The sequence below is a fragment of the Bradyrhizobium denitrificans genome (assembly GCF_013179005.1).
GTDB lineage: Bacteria > Pseudomonadota > Alphaproteobacteria > Rhizobiales > Xanthobacteraceae > Bradyrhizobium > Bradyrhizobium denitrificans.
On the sequence record NZ_JABFDP010000027.1, the window covers coordinates 101579 to 122247 of the forward strand.

The following is a 20669-nucleotide window of genomic DNA, read 5'->3' on the forward strand; positions in this document are numbered from 1 at the left end:
GCGGCCCAATGCAGCGCAGGTGATGAGCTTAAGGGTGCGTCATGGGTTGCGTGCGGGTGCAACCGGCACACATCGCGCACCAACTAACGGCGCATCTCCGGCCACCTCCCGGCCCACGGCTGCGCCTCCTCGAAGGCCGCGGCGATCTTGAAGATCGTGGGCTCGTCGAGCCAGGGCGCGATGATCTGCAGGCCGATCGGCAGGCCGTCGCGATCGAAGCCGCACGGCACGGTGGCGGCCGGCAGGCCGGCCAGATTGATCGGCCAGGAGAACGGCGACCAGCCGAGATGCGGATCGACCGGCGTGCCGTCGATGCTCGCGACCCCGAGCTGCCCCGCACCGAACGCGGTCACCGCGACTGTCGGCGTCACCAGCGCATCGACGCGGGAGAACAAATCGACGAAGGCGGCGCGCATCTGGGTGCGGCGATAGCCGGCCTCGACATAATCGACGCCGGCGTAACTGCGGCCCGCCGCGATCACATCGCGATAATCGGTGTCGCAATCGGCGAGCTCGTCTCCGGTCTTGTGCGCGACCGCTGCGGCCTGCTCGATGAAGGCAATCGGCTTCAGCGTCCGTTCCAGGATTCGGCTGTCGATGCCGGGATGATCGCCGCTGATGCGCGCGCCGCAGTCCTCCAGCACAGCGACCGCCTTGGCGAAGGCCGCGCGCACATCGGGCGCGACGGCGGCATAGCCGAGATCGGCGCTGGCGCCGATGCGCAGGCCGGTCAGCGGCCGCGGGCTCGCGTCGAAGCGGCGCTGCGCGACCGCGAGGCTCGCCGCATCGCGCAGATCGTGGATGGCGATCGTCTCGAGCGCCAGCGCGGCGTCTGCCACCGTGCGCGTGATCGGGCCGGTATGCGCCAGCGAGGCCCAGGAGGGCGGCGCGAAGCCGGGCGAGCGCGGCACCAGGCCAAAGGTCGGCTTCAAGCCGAACACACCGCAGAACGACGACGGCACCCGGATCGAGCCGACGCCGTCGGTGCCGATCGCGATCGGACCGCAGCCCGAAGCGACCGCCGCAGCCGCACCACCGCTCGACCCGCCGCTGGTGTGTGCCGGATTCCACGGATTGCGCGTCAGTCCCGTCACCGGACTGTCGGCGGTCAGCTTGTAACCGGACTCGCAGGTCGTGGTCTTGCAGGTGATGATCGCGCCCGCAGCCTTCAGCGCCGACACCACAGCCGCATCGGCGTCGGGGACGAAGCTCTTGTTCATCGGCGAGCCGGCATAGGCCGGCACGCCCGCGACGAACACGAGATCCTTGATGGTGACGGGCACGCCGGCCAGCGGACCACACGGCTCGCCCGCACGCATCGCGGCGGCGAGGCGCTTGGCGTCGGCACGCGCCTGCTCGTACATCGCGGTCACCACGACGTTACAGCGAGTGTGCGTGGCGTCCAGCGCCGCAATGATGTCCTCGACCACGTCAACCGGAGTGAAGCGCTTGCGCCGATACCCCGCCAGCAGATCGACGGCAGACAAACGAGCGAGATCGGACGGCGCGTCCGCAGCGGCCGCGTGGGCAGACAAGGCTGTCATGATGGGTCCTGAAGGCTACCTCGATGCGGCCGTGACGGCGCGCTTGGCCATGACCGTGACGAGATGCGCCCGGTAGTCGGCTTCGGCATGGATGTCGGATGTCAGCCCGGCCGCATCGATCTTGATGGAGGCGATGCTGGTCGGCTCGAAGCTCTGGCTCAGCGCCTGCTCCATCGCCGCAACGCGGAACACGCCCGCCCCGGCGCCGGTCACCGCGACGCGCACGCCGTCGGCAAACCTGGCGACGAACACGCCGACCAGCGCATAGCGCGACGCCGGCGCCTTGAACTTCGCGTAACCCGCCGCCACCGGCACGGGAAAGCGGATCGCCGTGATGATCTCGCCGGGCTCCAAGGCGGTCTCGAACAGGCCGACAAAGAACCGATCCGCCGCGATCTCACGCGCGCTGGTGATAATAGTGGCGCCGAGGCCGAGCACGGCGGCGGGATAGTCAGCGGCCGGGTCGTTGTTGGCGACAGAGCCGCCCAGCGTGCCGCGGTTGCGGACGGCTGGATCGCCGATCTCGGATGCAAGATGAGCGAGCGCGGGAATGCGCGCCTGCACGATCGGTGACGCAGCGACCACCGCATGTGGGGTCATGGCGCCGATCGTCACGGTCACGCCGTCGTCGCTGATCCCTTTCAAAGCAGGCAGTTTCGCGAGATCCACCACGGCGGCTGGCGCCGCGAGGCGCTGCTTCAGCGTGGGGATCAGGGTCATGCCGCCGCCGAGGACCTTGCAGTCCTCGACCGACGTGAGCAGCTTGACCGCCTCCGAGATCTCGTTCGGCTGGTGATAGGCAAATGCACGCATGTTTCCCCCCTACTCTGCGGCCACTGGCAGCGACGCGTTCTGCAGCAGGCGCCAGATGCGGTTCGGCGTCGCCGGCATGTCGACATGGGTGACGCCGAGATGTGCCAGCGCATCGACCACCGCGTTGATCACGGCGGCCGGCGAGCCGATGGTGCCGACCTCGCCGCAGCCCTTCACGCCCATCGGCGTATGCGTGCACAGCGTCGAGTGCGTGGCCACCTTCATCATCGGCAGATGGTCGGCGCGCGGCACGCAATAATCCATCAGCGAGCCCGAGACCAACTGCCCGGAGCTCTCGTCATAGACTGCATTCTCATAGAGCGCCTGGCCGACGCCCTGCACGATGCCGCCATGCAGCTGGCCCTCCACGATCATCGGGTTGATGACGGTGCCGACATCGTCCATCGCCGTATAGTTGACCAACGTGACGATGCCGGTCTCCGGATCGATCTCGACCTCGGCGATGTGGCAGCCGCCCGGATAGGTGAAGTTGACCGGGTCGTAATAGGCCTGCTCCTCCAGTCCCGGCTCGAGGATCTCCAACGGATAATTGTGCGGCACGTAGGCCGCGCCTGCGATCTCCTCGATCGTCTTGACCCGGTCAGTGCCGGCAACCGAGAACTTGCCGGCCTCGAAATGGATGTCCTGCTCGCTGGCTTCCAGCAGATGCGCGGCAATCTTCTTGCCTTTGACGATCACCTTGTCGGCGGCCTTCGACAGCGCCGCACCGCCGACCACCAGGGAGCGCGAGCCATAGGTGCCCATGCCGAACTGGACGCGGTCGGTGTCGCCGAACACGATGTCGACATTCTCGAAGGGGACGCCGAGCTTCTCGCACACGATCTGCGCGAAGGTCGTCTCATGGCCCTGGCCGTGATTATGCGTCCCGATCATCACGGTCACCTGCCCCGCCGGATGCACCCGCACAGTGGCGCTCTCATAGAGGCCGCCACGCGCGCCCAACCGTCCAGCGAAGCGCGACGGCGCGAGTCCGCAGGCCTCGACATAGGTCGAGAAGCCGAGCCCGCGGAACTTGCCATTGCGCGCCGATTCCGCCTTGCGTACGCCGAAATTCTTCACGTCGGCGGCGACCAGCGCGCCGTCGAGACACCCCATCGGATCGCCGGAATCGTACTGCACCAGCACCGGCGTCTGGTACGGATAGGCCTCCTTCGGGATCATGTTGCGCCGGCGCAGCTCGACGCGGTCGATCCCCATCTCGGCCGCGGCGACATCGACGATGCGCTCGACCACGAAGGTCGCCTCGGGCCGACCGGCGCCGCGATAGGCGTCCACGGGCACGGTGTTGGTGAATACGACCTTGACGTTGCAGTAGATCGCCGGCGTCGTGTAGACGCCGCCGAGCAGCGGGGCGTACAGATTGGTCGGGATGTTCGGGCCGAAAGTCGAGAGATAACCGCCCATGTTGGCGAGCGTCTTGACCCGGAGCGCCAGGAATTTCCCGTTCTCGTCGAGCGCCAGCTCGGCCTCGGTGACGTGATCGCGGCCGTGACGGTCCGACAGATAGCCTTCCGAGCGATCCGCCACCCATTTCACTGGGCGCAGCACGCGCTTGGCCGCCCAGGTGACAACGGCCTCCTCGCCATAATGGAACTGCTTGACGCCGAAACCGCCGCCGACATCGGGCGCCACGACGCGCACCTTGTGCTCCGGCAGCTTCAGCACCAGCGCGCTCATCAGGAAGCGCACGACATGGGGAAACTGGCTGGTGGTCCACAGCGTGTGGTGGCCCTTGCCCGGATCATATTCGGCAATCGCCGCCCGCGGCTCCATCGGATTGCCGATCAGACGATTGTTGACCAGGCCCAGCTTGGCGACATGCGCCGCCTTGCGGAACGCCGCCTCCACCGCGGCCTTATCGCCGAGCTCCCAGTCGCAGCAGACATTGTTCGGGACGTCGTCGAACAATTGCGGCGCGTCGGGCCTGACCGCATCGAGCACGCCGACGACCGAGGGCAGCACCTCATAGTTGACATTCACCAGCTCCGCCGCCGACTTCGCCTGTTCGAGCGTCTCGGCGATGACGAAGGCCACCATGTCGCCGACGAAGCGCACCTTGCCCTGCGCCAGCATCGGGAATGGCGGCTCTTTCATCGGGACGCCCTTGGCGTCGCTGATGCCCCAGCCGCAGGGCAGCGAGCCCAGGCCGTCGGTTGCGACATCCTCGCCGGTCAGCACCGCGACCACGCCCGGCGCCGCCAGCGCGGCGGATTTGTCGATGCCGCGCAGCACGGCATGGGCATGCGGCGAACGGATGAAAACACCCGCCGTCATGCCCGGCCGCTTGATGTCCGACACGTAGTTGCCGCGCCCGGTGAGGAAGCGCTGATCTTCCTTGCGCTTCGGCGCCGCGCCGATCCCGATCACCTGCCCCATGGTCACTCTCCCGCTGACGTGGCGTGCATGGCGGCCGCGCCGGCCATGACCGCGATGACGATGTTCTGATAGCCGGTGCACCGGCAAATGTTGCCTTCGAGCCCGCGCCGGACCTCGGCCTCGGTCGGTGCCGGATTGGCGGCAGCGAGAGCGGTCGCGGTCATCACCATGCCCGGCGTACAGAAGCCGCATTGCAGGCCATGATGCTCGCGGAACGCTTCCTGCATTGGATGCAGCCCGTTCGAGCCTGCGGTGGCGCCGAGCCCCTCGATGGTCAGCAAGGTCGCGCCGTCCAGCGACGGCGCCAGCAAGGTGCAGCTCTTCACGGGCGCACCGTCGAGATGCACGACGCAGGCGCCGCACTGGCTGGTATCGCAGCCGACATGCGTCCCCGTGAGGCTGAGCTGCTCACGCAGGAGATCGCTGACGAGCGTTGCCGGCGCCACGTCGACCGTGGTCGGACGGCCATTGAGGGTGAAGGAGATCTGCACGGTCTACTCTCCGTTGTCGAAAAGGGTCAGGCGAGCGGGCGGGCGCGATCCGCCACCCAGGTGGCCAGAACGACGTCGCCGACGTTGAAGGGATCTGCGAAGAAGGTCTTTTCGGGCACATAGGCGACGAACTCGTCGTCCGGCACGGTGTCGAGCATGACCTTGACGAAATAGCCCTGATACTCGATCGCGGTCACGCGACTCGGCAGCGCGGTGCCGCAACCGGGCGGCAGCGACGCGCCGGGCCGGACCAGCGCAACATCGTCGCGGCGCACGGCGATATCGATAGTGTCGCCGACGCCGATGCCGCGACGCGCCTGCAGCGGCACCTCGATGGCCTCTCGCGCGCCCTGCTTCAGCAGGAAGCTCCCGCCATTGACCTTCGCGACCCGGCCGGACAGCACGTTCTGGCCGCCCATGAACTCGGCGACGTACCGGTCGCGCGGATGGGCGTAGACCTCGCGCGCCGGCCCGGCCTGCTTGATCCGCCCCTGCTCCATCACCACGACGAGATCGGCAAGCGCGATCGCCTCGAGCTGGGTGTGGGTGACGTGGATGAAGGTAATGCCGAGCTCGCGCTGCATCCGCCGCAACTCCTGGCGCATCTGCACCCGCAGCTGCTCGTCGAGCGCTGACAGCGGCTCGTCGAGCAGCAGCACGCGCGGCTCGGTGATCGCGGCCCGCGCCAGCGCCACGCGCTGCTGCTGCCCGCCGGAGAGCTGCGCCGGCAGCCGGTCGGCAAACTGCGTCAGGCGCACCTTCTCGATCATCGCGTCAGCCGCCCGCAGCCGTTCGGCCTTGGACTGGCCGCGGACCTGCAGCGCAAAGGCGATGTTCTCGCGCACCGTCAGGTGCGGAAACAGCGCGTAGGACTGGAACATCATCGCGGTGCGCCGCTGCACCGGCGGCAGGCCGACCACGTTGTGGCCGCCGATCACGATCTCTCCCGCGGTCGGGTCCTCATGGCCGGCAATCATGCGCAGGATGGTGGTCTTGCCGCAGCCGGACGGGCCGATGAAGCAGCAATAAGCGCCGTCGGCAATCCTGAGATTGACGCCGTCGACGGCATTGACGACACCGTCATAGCTCTTGCAGACACCTGCGAGCTCAATATCGCCTCGTTCGATCCGCATCCGTCCAAGCCTTATCCCTTGATCTTCTGCGCGCCGCGCTTCTTCTGGATCAGCACGATGCTTCCCAGGCTGACGCCGATGACGACGAAGGACACGATCGTTGTCACGGTGCCGAGCGCGTAGAGCGAGGGCGAGGTGACGTTCAACGTCATGCTCCAGATCTCCAGCGGCAGCGTGTTGAGAGAGCCCGCCGTCTGCAGGGTACGCGCGAACTCGTCGTAGGACAGCGTGAAGCCGAACAAGGCGACCGCAACCAGTCCAGGCGCCAGCACCGGGATCATGACGAGCCGGATCGCCTGCCAGCGGCTGGCGCCGAGATCGCGCGCCGCCTCGTCCCAGGCATTGTTGAAGCGCGACATCACCGCGAACATCACGAGCACGCCGAACGGCAACGTCCACGACAGCTGCGCGCCGAGCGCCGAGGAGTACCAGGCCGGGTTCAGTCCCAGCGCCTGGAACAGCAGGCCAGTGCCGAGCCCGAGCACCAGGCCGGGCGCCACGAGGCTGCCGATCATCATGTAGAATACGATGCTGTCGCCCTTGAAGCGGCGACGGAAGCCGAGGCCGGCCAGGAACGAGATCACCACCGTGATGATGGTGACGATCACCGCGAGCTTGATCGAACGGTCGAACGAGCCCTTGACGTCGCCGGTACGCACCTGGGTGAACAGGTCGATGAACCAGTGCAGCGAACGCCCCTTCATCGGAAACACGAGGCCGCCGCGAATGTCCTGGAACGACAGGATGTAGATGCAGAACATCGGGCCGTAGAGCGCGAGCACATAGGCTGTAAACAGCGACGCCAGCACGTAGAAGGTCCAGGGCCGCTTGCCCCTGCTCGGCGCGATCGCCTTGCGCGCGGAGATCCCCTGCTCGGGATTGTCGACCACGACGGCGCTCATCGGGTGATCTCCCGGCGGATGTCGACGCTGCGCAGGATCAGCGACACGATGGCGACGAGCACCAGCGTCAGCAGCACCGCGCTCGCCGCTGCCGTCGGATATTGCAGCACGCCGACGTCCTCATAGAAGGCGCTGACCACCGAGGCGGAGCCGCCGCCGGACATCACCTTGACGACAAAGAAGTCGCCCATCACGATCGAGACCACGAAGATCGAGCCGAGCGCGATGCCGCTCTTGGCCATCGGCACCACGATCAGGCGCAGGATGTCGAAGCGGCTGGCGCCGGCATCGATCGCGGCCTCGATCAGCCGCTTGTCGATCCGCGCCATGGCATTGAAGATCGGCACGATCATGAAGATCGTCAGCTGGTGCACATAGGCGATGACGACGGCGAGATCCGAGAACAGCAGCACTTCCAGCGGCTGGCGGATCACCCCGGTCGAGATCAGGGCCGCGTTGATCAGCCCTTCCTTGCCGAGCAGCGGGATCCACGAGATCATGCGGATGATGTTCGAGGTCCAGAACGGCACGGTGCACAGCAGGAACAGCCCGATTGCGAGCAGCTGGTTGCGCACGTGAAAGACCAGGAAGTATGCCACGAAGAAGCCGATCAGCAGCGTGAAGATCCAGGTCAGCACGGTGAACTTGATCGTTGCCAGATAGAGCTTGAGCGTCAGCGCCGAATGCAGCACTTCGACGTAGTTCGCCAGCGTGAAGCCCGGCGTGAGCCCGCCGAATCCGTCCGAGCCGAAGAAGCTTGCCGCCAGCACCACCAGGATCGGCGCCAGGAAGAACGGCACGAGCACGCCGACCAGAGGCGACACGTAAAGCCAGCCGGTCAGGCTCGAACGAGAGGTTGAAGAAGAGCTCGGCATCATCGCGGAGATTGCTTTGCTGTCGCCTGCGCCGGCACGGGATCGTGCCGGCCGTGCAGTGGAAAGAGGCAGGAATCAGGCCACCTTGAAGTCGTTCCAGCGCTTGTTCATGTAGGCAGCCTCGTCCATCAGCGTATTCCAGCAGGAGATGTTGGTGACGCGGTCGAGGAACGAGCCGCCGTCGCGCTTGGTGCCGGCCTTCTCCATCGGCACGCCATAGGGGTCGTTCACGACCTCCGGCGCGGGCTTGCCCTCGTACCAGAAATCCCATTCCGCAGCGGAGAGGAACTTCTTCGCCGTCGACGGCACCGGGCTGTAATAGCCGTAGCGCGCCACGAAGCCGCCCTGCCAGCCGGACAGGTACCAGTTGAGATACTCATAGGCGGCGTCGAGCTTCTTGCCGGTGAGGTGCTTCATCAGACCCATGCCGTTGCACCAGCCGCGATAGCCCTCCTTGCCGTTCTTGACGTTGACAGGCGCGTAGACGCAGGGGATCTCCTTGACGCGCACCGCGGCCACCGCCGGCGACCACATCGACTGGATCACCACCTCGCCTGCCGCCATCAGTTGCACCGACTGATCGAAGGTGGTCCAGGTGGCGCGGAATTGCCCCTGCTTCTTCAGCTCGATCAGCTTGTTGCAGGTGAAGTCGATCTCCTCCTTGGTCATGTTGCCCTTGTTGCCGTACTTGATCAGTCCGGCACTTTCGAAGCACAGCGCGGCATCCATGATGCCGATCGCGGGCACGTCGAGGATCGCGGCCTTGCCCTTGAACTTCGGGTCGATCAGGTCCTTCCACTCGGTCACCTCGTGGCCGACGAGATCGGGCCGGTAGCCGATCGAGTCGGCATTGTAGACCTGTGGCAGGAAGGTCGCCCACTCGGTCACACCGTCATGAAGATCGGTCGCATCGGGCTTGGCGATGTACATCGCCTCATAGGGCGAAATGCCCTGGCGCGGAATCTTGTGGCCATTGATCTCACCTTTGGTGAAGATCGGGAGGATGTTGTCGAACTCCTTGATCTTCTTGACCTCGATGCCCTGGATGACGCCGCGCTTGGCGGCCAATTTGGCTTGCCAGCCCTCGAGGTCGGCGATGTCGACGCTGTTCGGCTGGCTGATGAAACGGTTGATCGCCGCCGACGTATCGAGGTTCTGCATCGTGACCTTGAAGCCGAGATCCTTCGCGGCCTGGTCACCGATCGCCTTCACCACCGAATAGGACACGCCGACATGGCGCAGTTCGATATCCTTGATCTCCTGCGCCCAGATCGTCGGCGCGCCCGGCACGATGTCCGAGCCAACCGCTGCACCCGCAAGCGCGGCCGCACCCTTGAGCAATGAACGCCGGCTCAGCCTGTCTTTCGACGGCCTGGTCTTTAGTCCCACCGTCTCGCCCGTCGACGTGCGTGTCTCGTTGTCGCGCATAGCAACCCCCGCTGGTTACAAGGCAGCACGACATCCTTCGTTGGATGTTGGCCCGCTTGCGTTTCGATCTTGATGCGAGGCTATCGGCGGGATTTTGCGAAGTAAAATTGGAAGCAAAAATTGCGGATATAAGCGCCGCTAATGTCGACTGTCCTCTGCTTGAGCTCTCGGCAATCGCACAGATCCGCGCCAATCGGCTGAGAACCGATTGAGCAGTGGACCGATGTTGGCCGCAAACGGATTCCTTTTCGACGGCGATCAAGAAACGGACACGAGAGCGTCGTATCTTAAGCTGAGCCCACAAAGCCTTGAGATTCCTCGACCAATCTCAAGACACTCCAGGATCAGTCAATCGCGCCGACGGCAGAATTCCGCTGGCAGCGCCGCAACGCAGCTCAACGAGCCAACCACTGCAGATAACGAGGACGTTCTGCCTTCTTGATCCTGTGGCGCGAGCGGCCACAGAGACGCATTCCCACAGAGTAGATCCGAGCGTCAACGGCCTCGCGTGGTCCAATTCTATCAGAGATATTAGGGCGCTCCGATCGACCAATTTGATCGGCAAGGCCAATCGTCACGTCTCTGCATTGAAGCGATCGACAAGTTCGAGCACGCGCTCTTGCACATTCATTCACTCGCGCCCGGCTAATAAGCCCAAATCATTTTCGGCCAACAGCGAGCCTTGAGGTGATTGCTGCTGAGATAAATCCAATTCGGCCCGGATGCCCTTGCCCCCAATTTTTATCCAGATCTGAGTTCGTTCGGGCGGTTTGATGTGCCCATCTGGGCGGTCGTAGCAGCGGGAGCTGGCGCGGAGCTCTCGGCATAGCGCAGCGCCAGATCCCGACGCGGATTGAAGGTGGCGGCGAATTCGGATGGCGTCTTCCATCCGAGCTGGGAGTGTGGCCGAGCGTCGTTATAGTCGGTCCGCCAGCATCGGAGCGCGACGCGGGCCTGAGCAAGCGAGGTGAACAGCGTCTCGTTCAGCAGTTCATCCCGCAGGCGACCGTTGAAGCTCTCGATGAAGGCGTTCTTCATGGGCTTGCCCGGCGCAATGTTGTGCCAGGCGACACGGCTCTGATCGGTCCATGTCAGGATGGCATTGCTTGTGAGCTCACTACCGCTGTCGCTCACCACCATCTTGGGCTTGCCGCGCTCGGCGACCAGCCGGTCTAACTCTCGTGCGACCCGGACGCCCGAGAGTGAAGTGTCAGCCACCAGCGCCAGGCACTCGCGGGTGCAGTCGTCGACCACGGTCAGGGTGCGGAATCGCCGGCCATCGGTCATCTGATCCGACACAAAGTCGAGTGACCAGCGATCATTCGGGAGCAGCGGCACCGTCATCGGCGCTCGCGTCCCGATAGCGCGCTTGCGGCCACCTCTGCGGCGCACCGTGAGCCGTTCCTCCAGGTACAGCCGGAACAGCTTCTTGTGATTGACCAGGTAGCCCTCCCGCTTGAGCAGGACGTGCAGGCGACGATAGCCGAAGCGGCGACGCTCATGGGCGATCGCCCTCATCCGCTCCCGCAGCCCGGCATCATCAGCCCGGCTCGTCCGATATCTGACCGTCATGCGGCAACAGCCGATGGCTTTACACGCCCGCCGTTCGCTCATCCCGTGAACGCGCACGAGATGTGCGACAGCTTTCCGCTTCGCCGCAGGCGTCACCACTTCTTTCNCGCACGAGATGTGCGACAGCTTTCCGCTTCGCCGCAGGCGTCACCACTTCTTTCCCAGGAGATCCTTCAGGGCGGCATTGCCCAGCATGGCGTCCGCCAGCAGCCGCTTGAGCCGCGGGATCGAGGCAAGCCGAAATGGCAGCTGCGGTGCATCAAGAATGGCAGCTTGCATCATTTCAGCCTGCCTCACCGGCGCATCCTCTCCTGCTCATTGTCAACCGCGAGCTGATAAGATCGCCAATCTTGAACGCCGATCGTTCTCCTAACGCGTAGACGACGTGGCACTCGCCGCGAATTGGTTTGGTTCTATGTCCATCGATCGAGCCTCCGTGCACGATGATACTAAGCGCAGGTCTCGGCAGTTTTTCGAGATTGACGTCCTTGATCGACCTTGTTGTCGTCAGGTGTTACGAACAGGTGCTGCGGCCGCCCATTCGGCGCGCGTGGTAGGATCGCCGTTGATCGTCTCGTAGATAGCCTTTGAGTTACCCAACGATTCCTTCAACGACTTTGGCCCCGCGAACGGCCGGCCGCCGATGTGCCAACCGTCGGTGTGAAGCTCCTCAATCAAGACCCAGACGACTTCGCGAAAGGCCTCCGATCCCTCGAACTTGACCATCACGTCGGTAAGCGCTTTAGCCATTGCATGCTTTTCTTCAGTGGTGAAAACGCCTTCAACCAGTTTAACATTGACGAATGGCATGTTGGGTTTCCTTTCACATACGGGCGCAGGTGAGACCGATTGCCTCAGATCGCTATTGGAATTCGACCAGAATCTTCCCTTTCTGCCGACCGGTCGTCGACCGACGCATGTGCCGCGTCGACATTCGACAGGTTGAACCGGCGCGGGTGGAGGCGCAGCTTCTACGAATTTGGTCGCCTCGCGTAGGATTTCCCCGTGATGCGCGCGGCCTTCGCCGCTGAGGAGCGGCAACAGCGTGAATACGCCAGAATAGGTGCCGGCACGGAGAGAGAGCGGCGCGAGCGAATGCGTCTACCATCCGAGCGCGCTGACGACATGGCCGAAGCGGGCGACCGAGTTGAAAGCAGCATATTCGGCGAGCGATCCCTGCACGCCGCCGACACCGCTGTCATGCCATGAACTTTGTCGCCCTCGCGAAAGGTAGCCACCCCGGGCCCAAGCGCCGCCACGGTGCCAGCAGGTCGATACCGAGGACCGCATGAAAGGGATGACGCGCATGCGCCGCGACGCCAGCCCGGACTTTGATGCCGAGCAGATTGACGCCGCTCGCAGCAACCTTGACCAGCACCTCGCCGCGCCCAGGCACCGGCTGCGGGATCGAGGCGAGCCTGGATGGCTGCATCGCCCCGCCGAGTATAGCGGCTCGCCATGGTCGCGCTCATGTTGGCCTGCCTTTCCCGGTGATGGTTTACTCAGGCGTCATTGTAGCTTTGGCCGCGATCGCCTTGACCGCGCCCGACATCGCTTCGACCAAGGGATTTGTGCTTTCGCTGAGGCCGTGCCGCTGCGTGAGATAGGCTGGATCGTTGTAGGACAGAAAAGTCGTACCAGCCTCGTCCTGCCAGACCAGGGCCTTCAGCGGCAGGTCGATGCCGATCGTCTGCGCCACCTGCATCAGCGGCGTGCCGCCCTTGGCGGCACCGAAGATCAACAGATCCGTCGGCCGCAGCGGCAGCCCGACCGCGGCCGCACCGGCGGCATGGTCGATGTGGGCGAACACGGTCATGCCCTTCGCGCGGACCTCGGCCTCGAACCGGTTCATGGTCTCTTCAGGTCCAAAGCTGCTGCGCAGCGTGATCAGTCCTTCGGCGGCCATTGCATGCACTCCCCATAGCGATGGCGCAGCGATCAGCGCCAAGATGGCGGCCCTCGCGAACGCCGCCCTCATTGCTTTCGGAACAGCTTCGCCGGATCGAATTCCGACTCGGGCACGAAGCCGTCGCGGTTCGGCATCTTCACCCTCGGCAGGCTGTCGCGATCGAGCTTGCCGTCGGCCGGCAGAATGCCGTTCAGGCTCAGAATGTAGGCGGCGACGGCGTAGGTGTCGTCGTTGCTCAGCTAGCCTGGCGCCTGATATGGCATGGCCCTGTGAATGTAATCGAACAGCGTCGTGGCATAGGGCCAGTAGCTGCCGACGGTTTTCACCGGGTTGGCCGAGGCGAGTGTGCCCGGGCCGCCGACCAGCCGGTCCTTGATGCCGCCGACGCCATTGTCGCCATGGCATGCAGCACAATTGTCGGCGAAGACCTGCTTGCCCTCCGCCACCGTGCCGCTTCCGGGCGGCAATCCCTTGCCATCCGGCCTGACGTCGATGTCCCATAACGCGATCTCGTCGGGCGTTGCCTGACGACCGAAATCATAGGCGAGGACGGGCGAGACCAATGCGAGTGCGACCGCCACGGCGAGAACGCTCCTGCTAGTCAAGGACATTGCGGACTCTCCCGGTTTCGTCGATGCTCCAGGTCTGCTGCGCGTTGTAGTGAAACAGCGCGTTGGTCCCCATCGCCGCAATGAAGGATTTACGGTCGGGCTGCACATTGCCCCTGTCGTCGGTGGAACGGCTCACGATCCTGGTCGGCTTGCCTTCCCAAGTCCAATCCATCTGGAAGCGGACTTGCGCCTTCGGCAGCGCGGGCTGAGTCAGCTGCGCCTGCCTCCAGTTCTTCGCCCCGTCCGTCGATATCTCGACCTTCGCGATCCTGCCATGGCCGCTCCAGGCAAGGCCATTGATGCGCTGGTAACCCGGCTTGATCACCATCGTGCCCGACGGCGTGGTGATCACCGAGTTGGTGTCCATGCGCAGTTGGAATTGCGTGGCCTTGCCGTTCGCCTGCAACTGCGTGTAGCGCGCGGTCTCCCAGCTGGTCATCCAGGGCTGGTCGCCGAACTTCAGCCGGCGCAGCCATTTGATGTTGAGGTTGCCCTCGAACCCCGGCATGACCAGCCGCATCGGAAAACCGTGCGCCGGCCGCAGCGGCTCGCCGTTCTGGCCATAGGCGACAAAGGCCTCGCTCAGGATCTCGTCTGTCAGCGGAATGCTGCGCGCGACGCCGGCGGCGTCGCCACCTTCTGCCAGCATCCAGTGCGAATCTGGTTCCTTGCCGACCAGGTCGACGATGAATTTCAAGGGCACGCCGGTCCACTCATTGGTGCTGACGAGCCCGTGGGTGTGCTGCACCGTCAGATTCTCGTCGGCCTTCTTCCAGTTTTCCCAACCATTGCCGGTGCATTCAATGAAGACGACCCGAGAGACTGACGGCATGGCCTTGAGGTCTTCGACATTGAAGACCAGCGGCTTCCCCACCATGCCGTGGACCAGAAGGCGATGTTTCGCCGGATCGAGGTCGGGGGCGCCGGAGTGGCTGCGCTCATAGTGCAGATCGGTTGGCGTGATGCCGCCGAACAGCTTGTCGAGTGGCGCCTTGGAATTGATCGCATCGCTCGGATCGACGTTGCGCTTGCCGGGCCCGGCTTCGGGAATACGGGCAAGCTTCACATATTGCGATCGCTCGCTGTGCCCACTGAGATTGGCGCCGTCCTCGCGCGGCGGAACGTCGGCCAGCGAGTCCGCTGCCACCGGGGCGGCAATAAGGCTACCCGCAAGGCCTGCGGAGGCGGCGAAGAAACTCCTGCGCGACGGGCTGGCTCGTAGGCGGTCGGACTCAACAAGATCGGGCGGAGAATTGCCGTGGTCGGCCATCTCGATTTCCTGGAAGTCGTTGCACTGGTGCGAACATACTTCCCGTCCCGCATGCATTCCCTGATGCAGTTCTGAAGATTCCTGAAGTAAGGCGTGATTCAGACAGCTGAAGCCGAGCAAGGGCTTGGGGAGATGCCGGCGCCGCGCCCGTGGCTCTTCGGGAGGCTATTTTAGCGCAGCGTTTCGAGCATGGTCCTCGCGGCGCGCAGATCGGCGGTGTCGAAGCCCTCGGTGAATCTCCCGAACGCGGATGCCAGAATCTGGCGCGCCTCCTCCGGCCGATCATGACCAAGCAAGCCAGCGAGACTCACGGCGCTGCGCAATTCCCACAACAGCGCCCCCTGGCGGCGCGCGACATCGAGCGCTTCGTGAAAGCACGCCTGCGCCTCCGCGCGATCTCCGCCGGCCTGGAGCAGGAGTTCACCCTTGATCCGCAGCATCTCGGCGAGGTACCAGCACGCCTCGCCTCGCTCGGCGTCCGCGAGCGCACGCGCGACGGTCGAGAGTGCTTCGGAAAGCCGCCCCAACCGGGCAAGGCCCTCGGCAAAAGCACCGAGGAAATCGGGGAACCGGACGGCCCAGCCGGGCTTGGCGTCAAGCACGCCGTGCAGCAAGGCCAAGCCCGATGCGAACTCGCCGCGCCGAATGGCAAGTGTCCCTTCCAAGGCGCGCCCGACGCTTTGCCAGAACGGCAGACTGCGCCGCGCGGCGAGGTCGACAAGGGTCGCCACGAAGTCTGCGCCCGCATCAAGATCACCGATCATCAGCGACAGCGGGCACAAGCCCCAGCCCAGGACGTAACGGAGCGTGAGGGAATGTCCTGAAGCCCGCGCCTGTTCAAGGCTCTCCCGGGCCATCTGCGTTGCCTGATCCAGAAAGCCCTGAAGGCAAAGCACCCGCGCCAGCACGACTTTGGCGACCACAAGCTGATCGTGTTGAAACCAGATCACGTGACGCTGGCCGGCCGGAGCGACATAGCCTTCGACCACCCGTTCAAGGTAGCCGCGCGCCTCGACTTGGTCTCCGAGATAGTGCGTCGTGTAGCCGATCAAGCGGTCTCCGACGAGGATATCTGCGCTATCGCCTTTTCTGCCCGCGGCTTGCGCGAACTGCTGCGCGACGGAGCGCGCTGCCCCGTGCTCACCCTTGTGATCGAGGTAGCACCACGTGGCCCAAAGCGCCCGCAGCTCTGCATCGACATCATTGATACTTCTTGCGATTTCGAGTCCCTTCGACAGCACGGAGTCGATCTGCTCTTCGGCCCCCATCGATTGAACGACGGCTCTCCCGAACGCGATATAGAGCTGCATCCGCAGGTGTGCGCTCAAGGCCTGTTCGATCTCGGGACAGGCCAGCGCGCGCTCGGCGCGCTCCCGACATTCGGCGACCAATGACAGATTGAGCCAGACCGGCACGCAGGCCGCGGTGAGCGAAACCCCGATTGCCAGATCGCCGGCCGAAGAGAAGCACCAGTCGAGCGCGGCGCGGACGTTGTCAAGATCGCGGACCTCGTAAGCGATGCCGTCGGCTTTTGTCTCCAGCGACGCGCGCGAGCTGATCGGCATGAACAGGTCGCGAAAATACTCGGCATGAAGCCGCCGGGCGCGAGCGGCTTCGCCAGCATCGTTCAGCTTTTCCAGGGCATAGGCGCGGATCGTCTCGAGCATCCGCCAACGGTCGCCTGGCCCTGATCCATCCAGTGCTAGCAGCGATTTAGTCGCCAGCTTGCAGACGATATCCTCGACCACCGGCAAGGTATTCGCCGGCTCCTCCGCCACCGCAGCCGCTGCTTCCAGCGTAAAGCCACCATGAAAGACACCCAGACGACACAGAACGTGTTGCTCCAGCGGGGCTAGGAGCTCGTAACTCCAGTCGAGCGTTGCACGCAGCGTCTGGTGGCGCGCAAGCGCGGTGCGCCGACCACTGGTCAGCAATCCGAAACGATCGTCCAGCCGCGCCGCGACATGGCGAAGCCCGAGCGTGGCAGCACGGGCGGCCGCAAATTCGATCGCAAGCGGGATGCCGTCGAGGCGCCGGCAGATGGCGGAAATGGCCGAAATATTTTCGCCGTCGGGCAGGAAATCCGCCTGCGATGCCATCGCCCTGGAAACGAACAGCCGTGCCGCGCTGTGATCGAGAACCCGCTTCGGATCGGCCTGATTTTCGGGTGGCACGTCCAGCGGAGGAACGCGATACACATATTCGCCGTCGATGCGCAAAACCTCGCGGCTGGTTGCCAAAATCGATACGTGCGGACACAGGCGCACGATCGTTTCCGCAAACCGAGCCGCAGCCTCGATGACGTGTTCGCAATTATCAAGCACGAGAAGCAGCTTCTTGCCGCCCGTAATCTGCGCGATGGTATGCGATGCGGCATCCTCGCCGAGCCTCAGGCCCATCGCCCCCGCCACGGCGGACGGCAGGAGTGCGGGATCCGACAGCGACGCCAATTCAACAAGGAAGCGATCGCCATGAAAATCTGGGACCAGACTACGAGCGACCTCCAGAGCAAGTCTCGTCTTTCCGATTCCGCCCGGCCCCGTCAGCGTTACGACACGATACGTCGACAGGAGATTGCGCAGATGCTGTCCGGCAGCATCGCGACCAATCAACTCAGAGGTCGCCTCGGGCAGATTGGTTTGAAAGGTCGCCCCGGAGACCGCGTGGAAGTGTACCGGACTGGTCCTCAAGACCGCACCTGATGCCCTTGGCGCCCACGTGCCAAGCAGACGGTAACCGCGGCCGGATATCGTCTTTAACATTTCTCGGTCCGGTCCCAAGGCCTTTCGCAACGCGGATATATGGACTTGCAGGGTGTTTTCTTCGACGGTCGCACCCGGCCAAACTTGGGACAGCAGCTCGTCCTTTGTGACAAGCTTACCCTCCGATTTGATCAGAACTTCCATGATTTCGAAAGCTCGGCCACCAAGGGGGACAGGTCCCCCCCGCGCGCGTAGCTCACGACGATCGAGATCGATCTCCCACTCACCAGTTGCAAAAACGACTTTTCCGCCGAGTGCGGGCATTCTCGCAAATCCTCTCGAAACACTACATAGAGCCAAAGCGCAGGCGAGCACCAAATGCCGCACTTGCACTCCTAGGTTAGCATTTTTCCGTGATGGTCAGCGTGGAGAAAAGACATCTAGCGCGACGAACGGAAGAACCTAGACCCTTACGGCGATGCCTTGCCTTTTCCTGAACGACCCATAAGGGTGGATTATAGATAGGGTGATTCGCCTTCTTTGCGCTGAACCATTTGGCCGACTTACTCCCAGTCGGGACACTGACCCTACTTCAGAATTCTTCAGAAACTCATCAAGGTATCCGAGCGCGACAGCGGATATGATCCGCAGATGCATTGGTACAAACCATCATCGAGCTGATCGCAAAAATTATCGGGGCAATCCATGTCCACCGGCAAAGACGCCTCAGAAAACAAAGCCGTTGTTAAAGCGAGCTTCGACCGATGGAGTGCCGGTACCGGCACCCCATTCGAACTGCTGCTGGCGGACGCCGATTGGACGATTGTCGGCTCATCGCCACTATCGAAGACCTACGCGACTCGCGAAGCTTTTCTGGAGAAAGTGATTAAGCCGTTTAACGCTCGGATGGCTACGCCGCTGGTTCCAGCCGTTCGCGGCATCTACGCCGACGGAGACGTCGTGATCATATTCTTTGACGCCTCCGCGACAACGAAAGATGGACTGCCGTATCGCAATACGTACACATGGTATTTTCGCATGAAGGACAAGAGAGTGACAAGCGCTGTCGCCTTCTTCGACACGCGCGAGTTTGATGAGTTTTGGAATCGCGTGTCACCCGCGAAATGAAAGCCCATCGATTTCGGACCTGTTTTGCGCCCGGGGTCGCGGTTCCCTACCCCTCGCTTATTCTTTCATCACGTTGATCGCAGCGGCGAAATCAATGGCGTTTGGAAACGGAAAAGGCCCAGCCTCAATGATCACCAGTCGCTCTTCATCTGTATGGCTGGTCCTGTGTCCCAAGGCGCCAGCGGAGCCATGTCCAGCCAACGGGCGGGAGGACCAATGGATTCGAGCAAATCCACGACAATGTCCACTGCGACCAGACGGGAGGTCCTGATCGGGGACCGGAGCCATCGCTCTTGCCAAAACGCTGCCCGTCATAGCGGCGAGCTCAAGCCAAGCAACCATTGAAAATAGGATTGAGATCATGAACAGCATCAAGGTCAAAGACGGCGCGCAGATCTTCTACAAGGATTGGGGCACCGGACAGCCCATCGTGTTCCACCACGGCTGGCCGCTGAGCGCCGACGACTGGGACACCCAGATGCTGTTCTTCCTCGCTAAGGGATACCGGGTCATCGCGCACGACCGGAGGGGCCATGGCCGCTCAAGCCAGACCTCCGCGGGCAACGACATGGACACCTATGCAGCTGACGTCGCGGCCCTCGCTGAGGCCCTCGACCTTCGTGACGCAATACATATTGGCCACTCGACGGGAGGCGGCGAAGTTACGAGGTACGTCGCCCGGCACGGCAAGGGTCGGGTCGCCAAGGCGGTGCTCATCTCCGCCATCCCGCCCGTGATGGTCAAGTCGGCCAAAAATCCCGGTGGACTTCCCATTGAGGTTTTCGACGGCTACCGCGCGGCTCTCGCGGCCAACCGAGCGCAACTCTACCTAGATATCGCGAGTGGCCCGTTCTACGGCTTCAACCGCCCCGGCGCGGTCATCTCCGAAGGCACGATCCGCAACTGGTGGCGCCAGGGCATGATGGGGGGAGCGAACGCGCACTATGAGTGCATAAAGGTGTTCTCGGAGACCGATTTCACCGAGGATCTGAAGCTTATAGACGTGCCGGTTCTCATCATGCATGGCAGTGACGACCAGGTCGTGCCCATCGCCGACTCCGCCGAACTTTCTGTCAAGCTGCTCAAGAACGGAACGCTCAAAGTCTACGATGGCTACCCTCATGGAATGTTCACGACCCATGCCGATGTGATCAACCCGGACCTGCTCGCCTTCATCAAGTCATGAGCGCCGCTGCTGTCAGAGACCTCCCTCCGACCTGCATACACTGATTTAGAGAGTCGGCTCACCTGAGACCGGCTGCGGAAAAGTACATCATGAAATCCGGACACATGATCTCCCGCCGTGGATTCTGCCTCTGCTGCATGGGTACGGCAACATTCGCCGCCACCGGCGGGTGGATGAGCCCACGCGAGGCCTATGCGGAAGCACGCGGCCTGGTAAGTCTCATCAAGGATAGTGCCGCCCAGGCAAAAATCGTTACTCACAGGCTGAGAGACAACGTTTCCATTCTCGAGGGGTCCGGAGGCAACGTCGCGGTTCTGAGCGGAAGAGACGGCCTCGTCATGGTTGATGCAGGCATTAGTGTGTCGCGCCACCAGATGACCAAGGCTCTCTCCGCGATCTCCCCTCAGCCGGTGACGCATCTCATCAACACCCACTGGCATTTTGACCACTCTGATGGCAATCCTTGGATCGGCGCTGGAGGAGCTGAGATCATCGCCCATGAGAACACACGCAAGTACCTGTCGCAGGTGAAGCGTGTGGAGGATTGGGACTACAATTTCCTACCGCTCGTACAGACCGGGCTGCCCGGTCGGGTGTTCTCAAAGGAGCATTCGGTCAAGCTCAACGGTCAGTCGCTAACCCTGAAGCACTATCGCTCGGCACATACCTGATCTGAGGCCGGAAAACTGGACCATTTTTGGCTAGAGT

The 20669-nt window shown here is 63.3% G+C and carries 14 protein-coding genes and 4 pseudogenes; 3 read left to right on the top strand and 15 right to left on the bottom strand.

Going from position 1 to position 20669, the window contains the following annotated elements; genetic code table 11:
- Nucleotides 1-83: 83 nt before the first annotated feature.
- From HL671_RS28125 to HL671_RS28195, 15 genes and pseudogenes are all read right to left on the bottom strand, one after another.
- Nucleotides 84-1544: an amidase gene (locus HL671_RS28125; RefSeq protein ID WP_172240765.1), complete on the bottom strand. Its 1461-nt coding sequence runs from the start codon at nucleotides 1542-1544 to the stop codon at nucleotides 84-86.
- A 15-nt stretch (nucleotides 1545-1559) separates the two neighbouring features.
- Nucleotides 1560-2357 carry an FAD binding domain-containing protein gene (locus HL671_RS28130; RefSeq protein WP_012042135.1) on the bottom strand — a complete coding sequence of 266 codons (798 nt, stop codon included), beginning with the start codon at nucleotides 2355-2357 and terminating at the stop codon, nucleotides 1560-1562.
- Between the two features lie 9 nt (nucleotides 2358-2366).
- Nucleotides 2367-4754, bottom strand: coding sequence for a xanthine dehydrogenase family protein molybdopterin-binding subunit (locus HL671_RS28135; protein WP_172240768.1), 2388 nt, complete (start codon nucleotides 4752-4754; stop codon nucleotides 2367-2369).
- 2 nt (nucleotides 4755-4756) lie between these two features.
- Nucleotides 4757-5245 (bottom strand): (2Fe-2S)-binding protein, encoded by a 489-nt coding sequence (locus tag HL671_RS28140; protein WP_012042133.1) that lies wholly within the window; start codon nucleotides 5243-5245, stop codon nucleotides 4757-4759.
- A gap of 26 nt (nucleotides 5246-5271) precedes the next feature.
- Nucleotides 5272-6378, bottom strand: a complete 1107-nt coding sequence (locus HL671_RS28145; RefSeq protein ID WP_012042132.1) for an ABC transporter ATP-binding protein — start codon at nucleotides 6376-6378, stop codon at nucleotides 5272-5274.
- 11 nt (nucleotides 6379-6389) lie between these two features.
- Nucleotides 6390-7280 carry an ABC transporter permease gene (locus HL671_RS28150; RefSeq protein ID WP_172240771.1) on the bottom strand — a complete coding sequence of 297 codons (891 nt, stop codon included), beginning with the start codon at nucleotides 7278-7280 and terminating at the stop codon, nucleotides 6390-6392.
- Nucleotides 7277-8158 (bottom strand): ABC transporter permease, encoded by an 882-nt coding sequence (locus HL671_RS28155; protein ID WP_012042130.1) that lies wholly within the window; start codon nucleotides 8156-8158, stop codon nucleotides 7277-7279. Before HL671_RS28155 ends, HL671_RS28150 begins: the two co-directional genes overlap by 4 nt.
- 72 nt (nucleotides 8159-8230) lie before the next feature.
- Entirely contained in the window at nucleotides 8231-9583 is a 1353-nt protein-coding gene (locus HL671_RS28160; protein ID WP_172240774.1) for an ABC transporter substrate-binding protein, read from the bottom strand.
- 741 nt (nucleotides 9584-10324) lie between these two features.
- A pseudogene (locus tag HL671_RS28165) lies at nucleotides 10325-11377 on the bottom strand (IS3 family transposase); the annotation flags it as partial.
- Nucleotides 11378-11662: 285 nt separating this feature from the next.
- On the bottom strand, nucleotides 11663-11965 hold the full coding sequence (locus HL671_RS28170; RefSeq protein ID WP_172240777.1) for a tautomerase family protein: 303 nt from the start codon (nucleotides 11963-11965) through the stop codon (nucleotides 11663-11665).
- Nucleotides 11966-12017: 52 nt separating this feature from the next.
- Nucleotides 12018-12587 (bottom strand): annotated as a pseudogene (locus HL671_RS38530) (alcohol dehydrogenase catalytic domain-containing protein).
- A 66-nt stretch (nucleotides 12588-12653) separates the two neighbouring features.
- Nucleotides 12654-13061 (bottom strand): DUF302 domain-containing protein, encoded by a 408-nt coding sequence (locus tag HL671_RS28180; protein ID WP_172240783.1) that lies wholly within the window; start codon nucleotides 13059-13061, stop codon nucleotides 12654-12656.
- A 68-nt stretch (nucleotides 13062-13129) separates the two neighbouring features.
- Nucleotides 13130-13675: pseudogene (locus HL671_RS28185) on the bottom strand (c-type cytochrome).
- Nucleotides 13662-15065 (bottom strand): sulfite dehydrogenase, encoded by a 1404-nt coding sequence (soxC, locus tag HL671_RS28190; protein WP_246579736.1) that lies wholly within the window; start codon nucleotides 15063-15065, stop codon nucleotides 13662-13664. Before soxC ends, HL671_RS28185 begins: the two are co-directional and overlap by 14 nt.
- Before the next feature lie 50 nt (nucleotides 15066-15115).
- On the bottom strand, nucleotides 15116-17971 hold the full coding sequence (locus tag HL671_RS28195) for an ATP-binding protein (protein WP_172240786.1): 2856 nt from the start codon (nucleotides 17969-17971) through the stop codon (nucleotides 15116-15118).
- A 381-nt stretch (nucleotides 17972-18352) separates the two neighbouring features.
- Between HL671_RS28195 and HL671_RS28200 the strand changes: the two genes are divergently transcribed.
- The 3 genes and pseudogenes from HL671_RS28200 to HL671_RS28210 all read left to right on the top strand — a co-directional run.
- A complete protein-coding gene (locus tag HL671_RS28200; protein ID WP_172240789.1) occupies nucleotides 18353-18775 on the top strand; it encodes a nuclear transport factor 2 family protein in 423 nt (140 codons plus the stop codon).
- Nucleotides 18776-19136: 361 nt separating this feature from the next.
- Nucleotides 19137-19961, top strand: coding sequence for an alpha/beta fold hydrolase (locus tag HL671_RS28205; RefSeq protein ID WP_012042118.1), 825 nt, complete (start codon nucleotides 19137-19139; stop codon nucleotides 19959-19961).
- A gap of 89 nt (nucleotides 19962-20050) precedes the next feature.
- Nucleotides 20051-20629 (top strand): annotated as a pseudogene (locus tag HL671_RS28210) (MBL fold metallo-hydrolase); the annotation flags it as partial.
- Nucleotides 20630-20669 lie beyond the last annotated feature (40 nt).

Coding starts and splice junctions, on each gene's coding strand:
- HL671_RS28125 (WP_172240765.1), bottom strand. CDS start 1,544: ATGACAGCCTTGTCTGCCCACGCGGCCGCTGCGGACGCGCCGTCCGAT.
- HL671_RS28130 (WP_012042135.1), bottom strand. CDS start 2,357: ATGCGTGCATTTGCCTATCACCAGCCGAACGAGATCTCGGAGGCGGTC.
- HL671_RS28135 (WP_172240768.1), bottom strand. CDS start 4,754: ATGGGGCAGGTGATCGGGATCGGCGCGGCGCCGAAGCGCAAGGAAGAT.
- HL671_RS28145 (WP_012042132.1), bottom strand. CDS start 6,378: ATGCGGATCGAACGAGGCGATATTGAGCTCGCAGGTGTCTGCAAGAGC.
- HL671_RS28150 (WP_172240771.1), bottom strand. CDS start 7,280: ATGAGCGCCGTCGTGGTCGACAATCCCGAGCAGGGGATCTCCGCGCGC.
- HL671_RS28155 (WP_012042130.1), bottom strand. CDS start 8,158: ATGATGCCGAGCTCTTCTTCAACCTCTCGTTCGAGCCTGACCGGCTGG.
- HL671_RS28160 (WP_172240774.1), bottom strand. CDS start 9,583: ATGCGCGACAACGAGACACGCACGTCGACGGGCGAGACGGTGGGACTA.
- HL671_RS28170 (WP_172240777.1), bottom strand. CDS start 11,965: ATGCCATTCGTCAATGTTAAACTGGTTGAAGGCGTTTTCACCACTGAA.
- HL671_RS28180 (WP_172240783.1), bottom strand. CDS start 13,061: ATGGCCGCCGAAGGACTGATCACGCTGCGCAGCAGCTTTGGACCTGAA.
- HL671_RS28195 (WP_172240786.1), bottom strand. CDS start 17,971: ATGCCCGCACTCGGCGGAAAAGTCGTTTTTGCAACTGGTGAGTGGGAG.
- HL671_RS28200 (WP_172240789.1), top strand. CDS start 18,353: ATGTCCACCGGCAAAGACGCCTCAGAAAACAAAGCCGTTGTTAAAGCG.
- HL671_RS28205 (WP_012042118.1), top strand. CDS start 19,137: ATGAACAGCATCAAGGTCAAAGACGGCGCGCAGATCTTCTACAAGGAT.